Origin of the sequence: Desulfomicrobium apsheronum (assembly GCF_900114115.1) — a bacterium.
Classification (GTDB): Bacteria; Desulfobacterota; Desulfovibrionia; order Desulfovibrionales; family Desulfomicrobiaceae; genus Desulfomicrobium; species Desulfomicrobium apsheronum.
Genome location: NZ_FORX01000015.1, coordinates 74,392 through 91,033, shown reverse-complemented (window position 1 = coordinate 91,033; position 16,642 = coordinate 74,392). Strand labels below are relative to the sequence as shown.

Here is a 16,642-nt window from a genome sequence, read left to right as displayed (position 1 = left end):
GTCAAACTCTCCTTGCTACGCTAAGGCTTCCAGATATAACAGGCGAAGAATGTATGTCAGCTCCACGTTCTGCCTTTTCAAGTTCATCTAGTCGGCGTTCAAAATCAAGTTTAGCTCGGACGAGTTCAGCTTCCTTCATTCTCCGGATTCTTTCATTTGAAATCCGATCTATTTGATCTTCAATTGCTCGACATCGAGCTTGGTTGCTGATTGTCAAACTTTGAATTCTGTGCTGTAGAAGTTCCTTGTTTTCAGATATATGGCTAAATCTAGCCTTATTCCATACAATATAATGACGATGCTCAAGCTCACTCAATAAGTTTGTATTCACATTGTCAACAGTCATTGAATTTGAGCATCTATATAATAGGCTCATTAGTTTTTCATCTAAATCAGGGCTTGTAGTCACAGCGATTAGTTTTTCATCTGGTTTAACCCCAACAATGTTCCATCGATAAATCACAAAATGATAAATTCCTGGGGTTACATCGTTACTGAATACTTCTAGATTAACGCAGACCGAGTCGGAACGTCCGAGGTGTTTTGCCGCCTGCTTTATTAGGGGATGGAGTACCCCAAGATGAACGACGTCGGGGTTTTCCATAGCTGTCTCTTGATCAAACGTTATGGGAAGCATCGGATCGTCACCTTTTAGCCATTTTTCCCACTGACGATTTGTTTGATCTCTTGGCCGTGACTCCTTATAATAATCCTCAAGTAATATACTTCTAGCTTCGTGGTTTAATCTCAACGTCTTAAGTGGCTTTTCTCCAAGAAAATACTGTCCTTCAACTTTGAGCCTATTTGCCAAGTATACGCTCACGCATTTTTGCAATGACGTCGATGACAGCCAGACTGTTTCCGCGTCATCAATTTCTTGCCGCCAAGATTGTTTTGGGATTGTTAGTCCAAACATTTCCGCTTGTTTTTCTTCAAGCGCTTGTTCTTCTTGTATTATTCGGATTGAGTTATCCCCAAGTTGCTTGAGTCGCTTATTGCGTTCGTCTTCGGATAAATTGTAACTTTCAGAAATATTGTGGATCTCTTTTGTAATTTCCCCAAGAATTTCTTCGCTTCCTCCAACAGCATGCTGAAACACTCCAATTCGCCAGAGGCAACGGTCGTAAATATCAGCATCGACAGTACCTGGAGTAATCAAATTTTTTATCGCTACGGTTTCACTTTTCTGCCCATAGCGATCAATTCGACCAATCCTCTGTTCAATTCGCATTGGATTCCAAGGTAAATCATAGTTAACCAGCAAATCGCAAAATTGAAAATCAAGTCCTTCGCACCCAACTTCTGAAGAGAGCAGTATATCCAAAGCGTTTGAATCTTCTTTAGGCAAGGCAAACCGGCGGCGTAAATCTGCGCGTTCCTCATCGACAATGTCGCCATGCACTAAACCGAAACGAAAACCTGCTTCTTCTAAATATCCTGAAATGTAAGCTAAAGTGTGCCGAAAAGTGCTGAAAAGCAGAGCCTTGTTATTGGGCATAGTGATTTTGTCACGGAACACCTTTAAAAGCTCTTCAATCTTTGGGTCTTCTATTTCTAGAAGCTCCGCTTGTTTAAGAAGTTCTTCAATTTCTCCACGTATCGATTCGACAAAACCAAAGCTTGCTTCGATATCAGTATCGCCGGCTTCCATAAGTTCAAGGCTATCAAGTTTGCCAACAAGGATATTTCGCAGCAGCGGAGCCAAACCATAAATACAACTCGCTGCTTGTCTTCTAATTGTGGTCATCATGAATTTTACGCTTTGCTGCCCATGTGTAAAAGCTAAGATTCTGGCGACAAGCTCCAACAGTTTGTCATGCAAGCATTGTTGGGTGGGAGTAAAATCAATTGTTAAAGTTTCTGGTTTTCGGGTCGTGAATTCTCCAATATCTCGTCGGCGAGTTCGATTGATCATTGAACTAAATGTGTACAACTCTTCCAAGGACCGTGTGAGTCGAACACGAGTCGCGCTATCAATCGTTGGTTCTGCCAGTTGGTCGTAAACAGATTGAAAGCTAGGCGTTTCACGAAGATATAACTGTCCCCATTGAGTTTGAGCCGCATCATTTAAGTTAGCGCGAGCATCCTCTTGCCAATTCTCTTGAGCTGCTCGACAGTGTTGAACTGCACTATTGATAAATCTGTTAGGCTCAGCCATTTGCGCAAAACTGGCCTTATCAATTACGATATCAGGACGTAGCACATTGAGGAGGGTGAAAAGATCTTCACTGCCTAATTGAACTGGTGTGGCGGTAAGAAATATTACAGCCTGAGCGTTATCACAAAAATACCTAACTCCCTGATGTAGATATGTTTCAGGATTTCGTATATGGTGTGCCTCGTCAACAATGACCAAATCAAATTTTGGAGGCGGGTTAAGCCCTAATAGTCCTTCCTTCCGCTTCGCGCCCCTACCGTTTTCACCAAAAATCAGTTCGGAATCAAAAAGAGAAAATGGCAAAATGGCTTTCGAATACTGTTCAGGCCACTCGCCATCCAAATGCGTTTCCTTCATGCAGTGCCGCAAGAGTTGGCCATCAAGTGGCGTGAAGTGTTCGTCGAACCGCTTCATTTCTACAAACCATTTTCTTTCGGCCACAAGTGCTTTTGGGCAGATGATCAGCACGGAAGTAATATCCATTCTTGCACGCAATTCTTTTATGATTAGGCCAGCTTCAATTGTTTTGCCTACCCCAACCTCATCAGCAATAAGCAGTCGAGGACGGTCAGCTCGGATTAGTTTTAAAACAGGACGATATTGATAGGGCACAAATTTGACTCGACCTGAGCGAAGAGAGAATAGATTCGAAGTGGAAGGTGATAAAATTTGCAGACTTGTAATGTAAGCTTGTAATTCTTTAGCTTCTAAATACTCATTTTTATCTTCATCCGTTGATAATGATTCTAACTGGCTTTCATAGTATATGATTTTTTTTCCATTTTGAAAAACTTTAAATCGGTTTTCTGCATCGCCAGGGATAATTTCTATGATAGGTACGACAGTTCCTGGGTCTGATCGCAGTGAAACAAGATCACCGACATTGAATGCATATAAGCGATCACTTATTACCTCAGGTCCTGGGACGACGGCGCTTGGTTCATTGTTCAATTTTGTATCGAGCGTTCCAGATTTGAATGGGATGCCTTTGGAATGTGCCATCGAAGCCAACAGGCTTTCTTTAAACATTTCCACAGACTCAAGAGTCTTGTGGTCGGCACTCAACATTTCAAGAACTCGCCCAATTGTATCGGCATCTCGATAAATCTCGCTGGGGGGCATGGCTTGAACAGACAAATGCGCCCATTTGTTTCGAACTTCTTGTAACTCCTTGATCCAACTCCGGCCTTCACGTGCAAGACTCAAAGGATAAGATAGATCATTCCAATTTTGATCGAATGTTCGCAAAAGCGCTGCAAAATCAAGCTGCTCAAGACTCGAAAAATTACGCTCGCGTGCAGTGCGTTGTTGAGAAAATGTCAAACGATCAATTACTCGCAGTTTCCACCAATTTGTAGAAAATGAAGGTAGATGCTTTGCAAGAAATTTGGCAATTTCAACAGCGGCTAGTTGCATCAATTCATTCACGATGAAAACTCCTGATTTGTGATCCCGGGGTGGTGTTTAATTATAAAAAAGTGAAATTATCAATTCGTACCAAAAGATTTCATCGTCTTGCTTCTTAATACAAGCGCTACTCTTGCGTTCAGATTGTTGACTCGTTCATCCGCCAAATCTTTTGCAACATCCTTAGAAATCGTTGATGAAGGCCAAGTCTATTGTCACTGGAATGCGGTCGTACTCGATCTGGGTTTCGGGGTCACGCAGAACCAGGGCGTATTCCCTGGCCTTGTCGTATGCGCCTTTCTTGACCATAAGCTTCACGGGACGTTTGCGTTCTTCCATGGAATCAGACGTAGAGTTGAAAGTGACCAGCACTTCGTTGCTGATCAGCATGTCCCCATCCCGCAGAGAGAACACCAGCACTCGGGGCAGGGCGCGTTCGGTGACTTTTTCGACCTGGATGAATTCGAACTTCTGAAGCGTGTTCACGATTTTGCGGTTTGACCCGAGAATCGAGACATCGACCCGCTTTACGGCGTCCTTGATGGCAGCCTTTCCTTCAAGTTCCCGCACCTGCACGACTGGCACAATGACTTCCTGCGGCATGGCTCCGCCGTGCACGAATCTGGCCCCGCCACTGAAATGGAATCGGTTGATGCCCTTGGGTATCCAGAACTCCAGGGCGGGGTTCGTTTCCGCTGTATTGGCCGTTGACCCAACCCAGGCTTTGTCCGTCTGGCCCATATCCTGGCCCACAATGTAGCGTTTTTTGGATTTGAGAGCGCCTTTGGGTTTCACATCAAGTTCGCTTTTTTCCAGGACAGTGGGGGGCTGGTCCTGAAACAGGAAGCCGTGGTCGGCGGTGACGAAGATATGCGAGCCATTGAGGCTGTTGACGATGAATTTGACCAGCGCCGTCAGTTCCTCGATGGCCGTCCGGGCGGCATGAAATGTCTTGCCTTCGGACGCGGCGTGATCTCCGCATGAATCAATCTGGTCATGATAGATGTACACTAGGCGGGACTGCCGGATGGATTCGCGGCCTTGGTCCTTGCTCATGGCCATGATCTCTCCAGCCCTCAATGCCATGCCTTCATGATTGGCCAGTACTGCGTTGCGCTGCTCAAACGAGCCGCATGGCATTCCGTCCACCACAAGCTGGTCTGATCCGTCCTTGTAGCCATAATGATCATGGGGAAGAAGGGCGGCCATTCCCAAGGCGGTGTAGCTGGGGAGTACGCCAAGCTGGCTGTCCAGTTTGGCCTTGAAGCGGGTTGTGGCATTGATGCTGCGGGTCAATTCCTCGGCAACTTCGTAGCGCAGGGCGTCACTGATAATGACGAAAACGCGGCTTTTAGGGCTTCCGCGAAGAATCGGTTTTACGAAGTTAGAGTGAAAATGCTGCTGCTTGGACACGTTCTCCACGGTCCAGTTAGCAAGCAGGCCATCAGCGCCAGGCATGAAGGAGTCCCAACACATGGCAAGCCGGGTCAGATACCAACCGCTGTAGCATGCTTCCACGACGCTCTGGATTTCCTTGAGCACGTCCCAGCCAGCTAACTCAACCTTGTCCGCGAACTCGTGGAACTGCCGATAGAGCTGGTCAAAGCGAAACAGTTCCGTCGTGTAGGCGCGGTGTAATCGCTGTATCGAAGGGTAGCTGAGACCTTCGTCGTACTTGGTGCGCAAGACCAGAAGATCCAGCGCAGCTTCTATAGCCAGATAGGCAATGGCGTAGACGTTCTCTTCAAATCCGGGCAGCTTGATATTTGCCCAGTGCCCATCCTTGCGTTTGAGGATGAGCGATTTCAACTCCTCGGCGTTGCCTGCTCCTTCGCTAACGATCATGTCACGAAGGGAGCGGATGATCTGGCGCTCCACAACCTCGAAGGTCATGCTCCGAGTCAGGGCGAAAGAACTGGTCGCGCTCAAAAGCTTGTCCAAGCCCAGTTGAGCGGCAATGATGCCTGAAAGTTGCCCGTATTGTTGGTAATGCCCCATATGGCTGCGCCACTGAGAGACAAAGACCGAGGCATTGGTCGCTACCGACTTGTTCGGCAGCAGGAAATGCTCAAGGGAGGTGGGGGGGGCGGCTTTGAGAGTATTTGCAAAGTCCGAAACCAGAAGGCGAATCAACAGATCAAGAAGAGTCGGGTTGGATGCCGTGTACCCAAAGGTCAGTCCCATCGTCTCCCAGAAGAAAGGGGCAAGGTCATATTTTTCAATTTCTTCCAATGCAGGAGAAGCGGGCTGGTATTCTGTTTCGCCCTCAGCACACATTCCGGCAAACAATTTCATCAGGATGTCAAATACACTCGGTTGGTCTGCCCTGCTGATGACAGCCAGCATTTTAAGATCCAGGTCTTTTTCCTGGTCATTCACATCGATCAGTTTTTTGAGGCGGCTGACTCGGTCCTGACTGTTGAAAAACTTACTTCGCAAGGCAACGTGCTGGCGCATGGCTTGCCTGGTCAAGCCCAGTTCGTTCATGACGATGGAGGCGCGGTCGGCGTGGAAAGTGCGGCTGTATAAGCGGATATCAAGCAGCCAATCGACCTCTGGTTCGGGTTCTGGCGTGGGGGCATAGAGCAGGTATTTGTCGTTCAAGTCCACGGTTTCCAGACGCACCTTGAGGGCCAAGGCGCTTTCCTGCTGGAGTTGGATGACAGTCACATCGTCCAAGGCAAGGGATTGTATTTCCTCGGCAAATTCGGCGTTAGGGTCGTGCCAGAAGACGATGCGGTGGCCTTCGGTATGGTAGATTTTTTGTAGAGATTCCTGAAGTTGTGATAGATTCATTTTCCATACATCCTGGTAATTCCAAGAAGTCGAAGCACTTTTTGAATTTCACTAGAGATTTGAGGGCCATCCTTTTTCTCGATAAGGGAGTACGATAGCAAGCTCAAAGACTCGGCTGCGGACAATGCATCACGCCAAGTTGGAATGAGTCGTGTGCAAGAGTAAAAATCATAGAAAACGATTGAAACTAAATATTTCCTTGTATCCGCAGATAATTTTTTCAATTTTTTGCATACAAGTCGTGCTTCTTCAATTCTTTCCCCTTCCTTATCTTCATCCAGACATTGAATGCTTTCAAGTAATGATCTGTATTGAAAAAGTGTAGAGCCAACTATTCCGATATGCTTTCGAAAATCGATACATTCTTTTACTAAACTATTAGCGATCAAAACAAGGCTTCCAAGCAGGATTGTTGCAAAAGCTGTCAAAACAGGCTGGCCTATGTGGACAAAAAAATCCATTTTTTGCTCCTAATTATTGTCAGATATAACATAAGCTGATTATTAAATATTTTTTATATATTTTAGGATTAGGTGTTTTATTGTTATATCTTTAGTAAATTATATTTTAAAATTTCAATAAATATGATGTGCTAGGATAAAAAAACTGATATCTTTCGTATTGATTAATTCAATTATTTTTTCAAAATCATCGCCGGTATATGTCTGATTTTTGTATTCACAATCTTGAAATAAATGGTTGTGAAATTGAGTAAGTGCAGATTGCGCGTTTGTCGCGACATGTATAATATACTCGTTTGTTAGTCCGAATTCATCCCATAGTTCTTTTGTTGGACAAAATGATAAATTTGCATTTACTTTATCAATATGAAAAAAATATTTATTTCTAAATTTTAAAACCTTCTTAGCAAAGTCTTTAAATTCTTTTTTATTTATGTTTTGCTTGTCTAATATTGTTTTCGAAAGCTCGCCTCTTTGATTAAGAACTTCAATAATATTAAAGCTATCCTCATCAAATACTCGTATTATCCTTGTTGTCCTATCATTCGTTAAAGCTGTTTGCAAAATACGCAAAAAGTGTAGATGTATGTGGTTATTGTTGCAGCATTTTTCCATTATGGAAAGAATCGCTGTGTAACGGAAAAACATAGTCAGTTCATCAAGGTGTCTTTTTGCAATTTTTTTTAGCTCACTGTCTGTGAGCTTGGGACTACTATTTGCTTTGGCTTGATGGCTTTCGATGCGACTCATACTGCATCACTCCTCACTTCCACCTGTTATCGCCTTCACCTCCGCCAGCAACCCACCGAACTTTCCGTAGTTGACCTTTACGCCGTCATCCAGGTCTAGGGTGATGCGCTGGTCGGCGTAATGGCGCAGAAGTTCATCAAACGTGCGCAGTTCCTGCTGCTTTTTGGTCATGGTATCCAGTTCCTTTTGCAATTGTTTGCGGGCGGCAGTGGATGGGGCAGCGTCGAGTTCCTTTTTCAGGTACTCGATGCGGGCGTTGAATTTGCCTTGCAGCGGAGTGACGTACATGGCTCGCATGCGTGGCAGGGTGTTGGCGTTGTAGCGATGCAGGTAGACGAGGCATTCAAACGCCTTGTTTTTTCCACTGGAAAAGAGCCAGTAGATGGGGCGTTTTTTGTAGACCTTGAGATGATAGTCCTTGAAAAATTTGGTGCTGATAAAACGGCGTATGGTTTCCACCGGGGTTTCACCTTTTTTCGGGTCCAGGCTGTCGGCCACGAAATTAAGATTTTCGTCCAGGGTCTCGGCAGGCCAAACCGTACGCACAAAATCGACAAAGCGGACTGTGGCGTCATCGTCAAACCATTCGCCATCCATGACCGGGATGATGCCGTCCTCGTCAGCCGGGAAGGTGGCGTAACGGCTCGGGTCAAAACCTTCATTTCCGTCATAGGCATAAATCAGACCCGGTTCGTCCAAGCTGTAGCGGCCCATCATGCAGCCAATGGCGTAGGAGATGAGTTCGCGAATAGTATCGGTGCGTTGCAGGGACTCGTATTCTTCGTCAGTTTTCCCAGGACCGTAGCGGTAGGGCGGATTGTAGGTCAGCGTAATCTCATGCAGAGGCACATCTGGGGTCAGTTCGTTTTGGAGGTCATAGGCGTCGATAAATATGCTATTGTTCTCTTCCTCTAATCGCTGCATCTCAGACGTCATTTCTATCCAGTGAATGCGAATCGTGCTGTAGGTGTCCTTAAGGTTTGTGTGTCGGAATTTTTGATTAAGCAATGGCAGATGAGTGAAATCCCAAGAGAATTCATTCGAGTCCCAATCAGACGCGCTGATAGATAGTGCATCTAAAGATATGTCGTTAATTAGCTTAATTTTATGATTAATTTTATTTAAGTCTATTGGAATTGATCCAATATTTCCGACTTGAAAGTGCATTGTTGGGTTGATAATTTTTAAAAATTCAAAAGATGTCTTTGCGCACATCAAACCAGTTAAAAAATTGAGGTATTCAATTTTTGGAAAAGCTGAATGGCTTGTCCCGTCGAATAAAAATCCTTTTTTAGACTGTCTTACTCCGAATGAAGAAGAGCTAATATCTGTCCATGTAACGGAAGGAATAAAATAATATTCTTGATTACGAATCGCGGACCTTTGTTTTCCGTTTTCGTCACAAAAGCACTTTATTTCATTTCCGTCATTTTCCCAATTGATCACGTATTCGTTATTCCCATACCATTTTCGAAACGCTCCACCTTTGTTATATGGAATCCATTTTGCGTTTTTAGAGAGAGCCTGCTGGATATTTTCGAGTCCAAAAGAAATGTTGTTTATAGCAACTTCATGCCACAGTCTTAAGAAACGTTCATTATTTGCGGTAGCAATTCCTTGTCTAGGAGACGCAAAGTCATTAATAAGGTTTCCGTTCTTGAACGCGTCTCGATAAGATTGAGAGATCCAGTATGATATAGGACTCCCCGGTATTATTGTAAAATCGGTTGCTGATGCGGTATGCCGCAAGGATGGATTTGTTTTAAAATTTGTAATTTTTTCAGCCTCAGACTTTCCATATATCAAGCGGAAATATGATCCATTATAATCATTTTGATATGTTTTATTTGCGACAAAAGCTGTAGTTTGAACAACTTCGCCTCCAATACTGTCAAAGCCTCGTGCGCCGAGATGAATCATGGAGATTATTGTCCTGTTACTCAAAATAGCTGCTCGTAAAGATTCATAGGTTGACAGAAACATCCAGCTTTGCATGGTGATCAATCCAGCCAACCCATGCTGTGTGAGCAACTCCAAGCCACGTTCAATAAACATGGCAAATAAATCTGCCTTAGTGTCTGGAAAGTTATCTTTGGCGTAGGCTTTGACTGCCGGATTCTGTCCTTTGCTGCCCATGTACGGCGGATTCGCCACCACACAATCATACTCCCGCGCCAGAAACTGCGCCTGGCGAACCAAGGGCATGAGCATTTCAGCATACATGGCGGACATGCCATCTGCTCGTCCTGCCTTCACCAGTAGCTTTTCCAGGCGCGGCAAGGCGGCTTTCAGCTTGTCGTGGATACGCAGCAGGGAGCCAAAGGTTTTGGCGTGCTCAAAGACATGGAGCAGGGCGAAAAATTCCTCCGGCGTTGCCTCCGGCTTCTCGGTGGTGGTCAGAGGAAGTTGTCGGGCTGGTTGCGGCACGAAAGAAAGCTGGTGCTGTCCCCCAGTCAAAGACTTGGTCCGTTCCTTGAGCAAGGTCGCGGCGATCTGTTCGATATCCAGGCCCTTGCTATTCTGAAAGGCTAGCACATTGAGCCGTACCGGATTGTTTGCATCCAGTATGCGTCGGTCGTCACCTCTGGCCTTCATAAGCAGCGCAAACCGGGCCAGTTGTACGGCTCGATCATCAATATCCAGCCCATAGAGGTTCTTTTCCAGAATCAGGCGCGGGATATCCCGAGGCCTGTAACCTCGATCCAGATAGATGGCCTTGAACAGGTCATAGGCTTCCACCAATATATGGCCGGACCCGCAGGCCGGATCGAGCAGGGTCAACTCTTCCGGGTTTAGTTCCCTGGGCGTGATGGCATCCAACTGCGCTTGCACCTCAGGCGTCTGTTCCGCCGGGGTGATGTAAAACTCCATGCCGCCTTTGAGAGTGGAGTCGGGGTGGGTCATCATCCAAGTCCGGCCCAAGGTGTTCTGAACCATGTATTTGACGATCCAATTGGGCGTGAAAAGCTGGGTGGCGGCGGGGATGTCCTCGCTTTTGACAACCTTGCCGATGACCTGATCCTTTTTTTCGGAAATATAGAACTGATAGAGCCAACCCAGAATCTCTATCTCCTGCCAGTCCTCTTCCGGGATCGCCGCCACCAGCTTGCGAACGGGCGAATTGGTTTGCAGCAGGTTCTCCGGCAGCAGCAGTTCCGTAGCGTCCCCGACCTTCTCGAACAGCATGGGCATGACCGCGTGCAGGGCGTTGCACTGAGCCATGAGTAGCACTCGGTATAACTCAGCATCCTTGTTTCCGGCCAGCCGCAAGTCCGCCACCAATCCTTTGTCCAACCCTGGCAAATCCACACTGGTGGCCTTCTCCAGAATTTCCGGGATGTCCGAACCGCTGGGATTGCTGAGCACCCGGTAGCCATGGTCCAGATAGTCGTGAACTTCCATGAAACGGAGGGCGCAAAAGCGGTTGAACCATGTGTAGGCCACTTCCTCCATGAGTTGTTCAAAGCCTTTGATCCTGATCTGGCGTTCCAGCTCGGCGCGTCGTTCGGCCACGGCCTTTGGAAAAGCCTGACCGGCAATAATGGCTACGTCGCCTTTGACTTCAGCGGGTTCTATGGCTTTGGCGGACAGGCCCAGGGCCTTGGCGCGATCGGTCACAGCCTGAATGAATTCAAGACGGGCGGCAGGAGCGTAGGATTTGAGAGCTGCTTTGTTCATGGTTGTCAATGTTGTCGTATGATGTGATTTTGGATTGTTGACCTTTTAGGCACTCTGTAGTGAATCAGATTGAGAATTTAAGAAGCATATCGGATAGTATAGGCTTTCTGTTCGAAACAAATTCTAGAAAATTATCAAAATCGTATGATTTCAGATCAGGGATTTTGTGTCTCTCTTTAAAGTTAATGTCGCGTGAGTTTATCCATGTGCCAAAATCTTGTGAGGACTTTGATTTGTTTTCAGAATCAGTGAGCAATTCTAAATTTATAATTGAATTAAAGTATTTAAGATATTCCGCAATTCTTTCATCATTATACCCGCGTGCTTTCAGTTTTGCGTAAGTAAATTCTGATTTTGGAAATATATGGTCTTCGTGATACGTGTTCCCTTTCCAGTCTCTGTCAGGATATAAAAGTGAAAGTATTAAATAGCTATACTTTGATCCATAATTAGTCATTAATAATCCGGAGATCTCTTTTTCATTAAAGGATGGTTCAACTCCAAGTTTGTTGAACATTTCTAGGTATGGAAAAACTTCGCAGTCTGGGTTGTTCAGCAATACTTCTTGCAAATTTTTCAATATAGTGTCTGAAGATCTGCCAAATGAATTTTTTAGTAAAGACAGGACAAGCCATTTTTGAATTATAATTTGATTCCTGACGTCTTTTGCATCTGTTGAGTCCGTATAGTTGTTTCTGTTTATTTTTGATAAGAAAAAAGAAATAGGTAGTAATGCTATTTTTGCGACTATGTTTTTATCGTTAAAGCCAAATTTATTTACAAGGTGTATTGTATTTTCAATATTTTTTGTAATCGTTTCCCAGTTATTTTCTATCTTTTCCAGGTTTGTTTTAGTAAAGTTTTTAACTTTGTACTGTATCGGAAGGCCATCTGTAAGGTAAAGGCATCCTTTCAAGACAAAGTCTTTGCCGAAAGAATAACCGCTTCCAATTAAGTTTATGTTGTCTGTAAATTTATGAATCTCTTCTCTTGCATTGATATTATTCCATTTAGCAGTTGCTGTAGAGAGAAGAATGTCGCTATATTCTAGCTTTACTCCACCTGTGTTTGCGCGAATAAAAGCTTCAACTACTTTGTCATAATCTTGAGATTTTTCTTCATAATAATTCAATAACCTTGCTGTATTGATTCTGGAATGCAACCTTCCTATGTGGGTGTTGGCAATATCTTTTTGTTCATCTGAATATTTTGCTAATTTTAATTTTATATCTTTTTTCGCATCTTCTGCGTCATCAAAATTTAAAATATTTCCAACCAAATACCAAAACTGAGGGCTTGTATCTTTGTTGTTTGGTTGATCGTTCTCTCTGAATGCAAACTGGTAAACGAGTTCTTCTGGATCATCATTTTTAACAGGCTCTTTTAGAATATTTAGATACAATTTTGTTTTGAGCCATTTGTAATAAAAATACTTATATGAGCCTTTGAGTCCTATGAGTAGCGATGTTAAACGTTGCTGCCCGTCAAGTACAAAATATACATCTTGATTAATGCCAGCTAAATTTGCCTCTTTGTTATGAGGCATCGATTGATCAAAATCTCGTATGAATTCATATGCTGTCCATTCATTTTTATTTTCTTCTTTGATTTTCCAAAAAAGAAATGTGCTGATAGGGTAGTCGCCCATTATAGAGTCAAAAAGTTTTTCTATCGCATAAGTATTCCATACGAATTCGCGTTGCATTGCTGGGAGAAATGTCGTTCTATTGACATATTCTGTGACTAATTCGTTGATTGTTTTTGGTATGTAGCTCATGCGATACTCCGATGGCTTTGATGGTGTGTTGTCTGGATTCACAAATCAATTATTTTAAACTATTTTACTCTTATGCGGGTGTTGTTATTAAGTTCGCTCAATAATTTGTCTTTCAATTCTGTAATTAAATTGTCAATATCTTCAACTGACTCCAGATATACTTTATTAGTAATCAATTTTAGATCTATAAATTTCGTCTTTGTTGAAATTGTATGATTATTGTCTTTTGATTTTATATCATCAATTTTGATGATTGCTTCTTCAAGTAATTTTTCGCTTTCTTCACGAATGTACGACAAGGACGGAATGCTTTGCTCCTCCTCAATAGTTTTGAGTAAAACCTGTAACGGATCAAGTATTTGATTGTGGACATCGATCGTGGCGTTCATCTTGTCTAGCAATGAATCAATAATCTGGATTTTGGCCTCAAGATCTGTTCGCACCACTTTCTTTATGTCACAGATCATGCGCTCATTAACCGTGGCGACCTTCAAAATATATCCTTCGACATCTTTGATCATGCCATAAGGGGAGTCATGCGCAGCAATCTCCTGCAAACGCTTCAGTGCCTGGGCTGCATCGGCATTTTTATTCAAGGCCGCCGCGTTTGTGTTGAAGATGCGCAGGCTTTGGCGCAGCTTGTCCCAAGTGGGCTTCTGATTCGCGTAAAAGCCGCTCAGTTCATGGATGTCGTCACCGGCATCAAGCAAGTCATTTTTCTTTCTGTTGAACGCGATGATGCACTCGTAGCTGTCGCGGATAGTCAGGATGCCCTCGATCACTCCGAGCGCCCGATCGATGATGGACGCCCCTGGGTACTGACCCGTTTGCGCCAGGGGGCGGAACTGTCCCAATTGCCTGCGCCAAGTCTGTAACTGCTCTTTGAAGTGCGCAACCAGAGCCTCGCCGGATTCCGGTCCGATCTTGCCGAACAGATCCTGACAGAGCTTGCGGGCTTTTTCGATTTCTTCCGGGCTGGCCAGCTTGCATTTCATGATTCGCACTGCTCGCCATTGCGTTGTCTTCGTAAGCACATCGAGGGCCTGGCGCGGTTCCAAGGGGTCATCGACCACCAGCTTGATCTCACCGGCCATGAACAGTCTCGCGGCCAACAGCACGACTTCCCATTCCGGCCAACCGTAGGGCTTGGCGCTGAACTTGGTGACCATGTCAGCCAGCAGGATGGTGTGGTTTTTCGCCGTGAGGAGGTCGACATGCTCACGCAGTTCCTTGATCGCCTGAGCATTGACCTGTGGAAGATCCATCTGGAGCTGGGTTCTGGCGACATCGTTGGAGAGCAGGACGGCACGAAGTTCCTTGATGGGATCGTCATGGACAACTTCGAGGTATGAAAACTTCAGAAAGACATTCTGGATAACATATTCCAGAGCTTCATCCAGGGCCCCTTTGGCTCCGGAATTCTTGAGCTGCAATTCTTGCTGCAATACGTAGACCTTGGCCTGACACAGCAGGTTTTCAATCAAAACCGTGAGTCGCGTCCGGCGTTCGCGATTTTCCTCTTGTAGCTCCCGCAGGATTTTTTTGAATTCGACGGTCTGCGATGCGTCGCTATTGAGGCGGATGAATTTGTCGGTTTGTAGGTAGTCGCGAACTTCGATTCCAAGTTCCTTTTGGTCAGGTAGTTTGAAGACGATACGCCCGAGATGCTCTCCTGAATAGAGGATGCACTTCATGGAATTGAACAGCGCATATTGGTCATTGAGGGGAGAGATAATCTCCACGGCGATGTCCTGATCCACTTTGCTGCTGTACGGATGCCCGTCCAGAAGACGGACGAAGGCATAATCGCGTTTGTAGGGTCGATATTTGAACTTGCTCTGGTCCTTGAAAATTTCGGCAAAGATGATTTCGGACAGGAGCTTCAATTCCTCGGAACCAGTGATGTCAATATTTTTGATTTGACGTCTTACGGTCTGTTCTTCATTCGTTAAAAAGAAAAAAAGATCTCCGTTTCGGGTGATAAGGGTTTCTTTTTCCAGACGCTGCAAGCCTGCTTCGATACGCCGTTTCAAGGACAGCCTGTCGGAGTCCACCTGGTCAACGAAGAGTGTCACGAGGTTTTCGACGTTGGGCTTGATGATATCCACATAGCGAATCAGGAACAGTGTTTTGAGGAGCTGGATGTCGAAGGGTTTCTCCAGTCCGTCGTTTCCACTCGCCTGCTCAATGGTGCGCTTGACCGCCGTATCCAGGAAGCTTTCGATGGACGGATAGAATTCGTAAAGCGGGACAAGGGCGCCAATGTCCTTGCTAGCCACATTGATGGCGGCGGACTGGAAGGCATCGAGCATCGAGCGTTCTCCGCGACTCAGATGGAGGCCCGTGGCTCCAGCCTTGCGGATGGACTCAAATATCTTCTGAACCAACTGGAAATGGTAAGGCGCAAAGGGATAGCATCCCGCGAAATCTACTCTATCTCGATAGGTTTTGAGATGGGCGCTGTCGTGCGAGAAGCCGAGCTGGCTGTTGATGATGTCGCCTTTGACGTCAAAGAGCCGTTGCAGTTCTTCTTGTGCCGCTGATTTCTTTTCCAGCAGGCGGATCTGGATGACTTCGTCGGTGTTGGAACTGGAGAGAGACAGACGCGTGCGGAAGCGCCCCTGAATCTTGGAAAAATCATTGGCCTTTAAAGAAACAAGATCGAGGATGGCGTCGATATCTTCCTGGGAAGTGACGACAACCCAAGCCCGGCCCTGGCAGACGCGGCCCAGGTCTTCAGTGATGGTTTGCAGGTTGAGCATGAGGTGCGTGTCGTTGCCGATGAACTGGCCGACTTCATCCACGAGAAAGACGATGCGGTGATCCTTGCCTCGACTGTCCAGGTATTCTTTGACCCGTTTGGCGAAGGCGTCGATGGTTAGGCTGACAGAGTTCTCCGACTTGTCGAACCAGGATTCGGTCGATGTGAGGCTCTGACCCAAAGTTTTGGAGAGCGCTTCAACCACCTCGTCTTTTTTGAAGTGGAACGCGTCACGCTCCTTGATCCAGTCCTCGCCGCTGAGTTCCGAGTATGTGGTGCAGAACTCCTCGAATTTGCCCTTGCTGGTCAGGTAGCGTTCCATCTCCGCCAAATGCGGGTACTCGCCGCAGAACCCTTGCATCTCGTTAAACACACGCCAGAACACCGAGAGGATGGTTCCGCGCCCGTCCTGAGCATCGGCACGGCTGTCGATGTTAAAAAGGATGACGTCGGTATTTCCGTTTGTCGCGTTTTTGATATCCGCGAGCAGCAGGGGGTCCTTGATTTTTTCCTCGAAGAACTTCGCGGCCCGTCTGTATTCCGAAGTTTGGGGGTTACAGGCTTCCCGGTTGTTCAGCAGGTAGGACAGGATCTTGATGAAGTGCGACTTGCCCGACCCGAAGAAGCCGGAGACCCAGATGCCCATTCTGTCGGAAAGGCTTGGATCATGGGCGTTGCGTCGAGCGGCCTGATAGGCGTCGAAGAACTTGCGGAAATGCTGGTCGAGTTCCTTGGTGAGAACATACTCTTCCAGTTCCTGCCATACGACGGCATCTTCCTGCTGTTCGGCTTTGACGACGCCGTTGATGGGGCGGAACAGATTTTTTGCGAACAGATCCTTGATCAGCATTCTG

The 16,642-nt window shown here is 45.8% G+C and carries 7 protein-coding genes; all 7 read right to left on the bottom strand.

Features of this window, described 5'->3' with window-relative positions:
• Position 1 precedes the first annotated feature (1 nt).
• The 7 genes from BMZ40_RS13630 to brxC all read right to left on the bottom strand — a co-directional run bounded on the left by BMZ40_RS13630 (position 2) and on the right by brxC (position 16,638).
• Positions 2–3,586 carry an SNF2-related protein gene (locus tag BMZ40_RS13630; RefSeq protein ID WP_092376863.1) on the bottom strand — a complete coding sequence of 1,195 codons (3,585 nt, stop codon included), beginning with the start codon at positions 3,584–3,586 and terminating at the stop codon, positions 2–4.
• 162 nt (positions 3,587–3,748) lie between these two features.
• Positions 3,749–6,361: a BREX-1 system phosphatase PglZ type A gene (gene pglZ / locus BMZ40_RS13625; protein ID WP_092376860.1), complete on the bottom strand. Its 2,613-nt coding sequence runs from the start codon at positions 6,359–6,361 to the stop codon at positions 3,749–3,751.
• The gene (locus BMZ40_RS13620) at positions 6,358–6,822 is read right to left on the bottom strand and encodes a hypothetical protein (RefSeq protein ID WP_092376857.1); all 465 of its coding nucleotides are present in this window, start codon (positions 6,820–6,822) and stop codon (positions 6,358–6,360) included. Before BMZ40_RS13620 ends, pglZ begins: the two co-directional genes overlap by 4 nt.
• Before the next feature lie 114 nt (positions 6,823–6,936).
• The gene (locus BMZ40_RS13615; RefSeq protein WP_092376855.1) at positions 6,937–7,572 is read right to left on the bottom strand and encodes a hypothetical protein; all 636 of its coding nucleotides are present in this window, start codon (positions 7,570–7,572) and stop codon (positions 6,937–6,939) included.
• Between the two features lie 6 nt (positions 7,573–7,578).
• On the bottom strand, positions 7,579–11,250 hold the full coding sequence (gene pglX / locus BMZ40_RS13610; protein ID WP_092376851.1) for a BREX-1 system adenine-specific DNA-methyltransferase PglX: 3,672 nt from the start codon (positions 11,248–11,250) through the stop codon (positions 7,579–7,581).
• A 64-nt stretch (positions 11,251–11,314) separates the two neighbouring features.
• Positions 11,315–13,027, bottom strand: coding sequence for a DUF262 domain-containing protein (locus BMZ40_RS13605; RefSeq protein ID WP_092376848.1), 1,713 nt, complete (start codon positions 13,025–13,027; stop codon positions 11,315–11,317).
• 59 nt (positions 13,028–13,086) lie between these two features.
• Positions 13,087–16,638, bottom strand: a complete 3,552-nt coding sequence (gene brxC, locus BMZ40_RS13600) for a BREX system P-loop protein BrxC (RefSeq protein WP_092376845.1) — start codon at positions 16,636–16,638, stop codon at positions 13,087–13,089.
• Positions 16,639–16,642 lie beyond the last annotated feature (4 nt).

Bases quoted from the DNA above. Each gene is read 5' to 3' on its own strand.
- pglZ (WP_092376860.1), bottom strand. From the start codon at position 6,361: ATGAATCTATCACAACTTCAGGAATCTCTACAAAAAATCTACCATACC.
- BMZ40_RS13620 (WP_092376857.1), bottom strand. From the start codon at position 6,822: ATGGATTTTTTTGTCCACATAGGCCAGCCTGTTTTGACAGCTTTTGCA.
- BMZ40_RS13615 (WP_092376855.1), bottom strand. From the start codon at position 7,572: ATGAGTCGCATCGAAAGCCATCAAGCCAAAGCAAATAGTAGTCCCAAG.
- pglX (WP_092376851.1), bottom strand. From the start codon at position 11,250: ATGAACAAAGCAGCTCTCAAATCCTACGCTCCTGCCGCCCGTCTTGAA.
- BMZ40_RS13605 (WP_092376848.1), bottom strand. From the start codon at position 13,027: ATGAGCTACATACCAAAAACAATCAACGAATTAGTCACAGAATATGTC.
- brxC (WP_092376845.1), bottom strand. From the start codon at position 16,638: ATGCTGATCAAGGATCTGTTCGCAAAAAATCTGTTCCGCCCCATCAAC.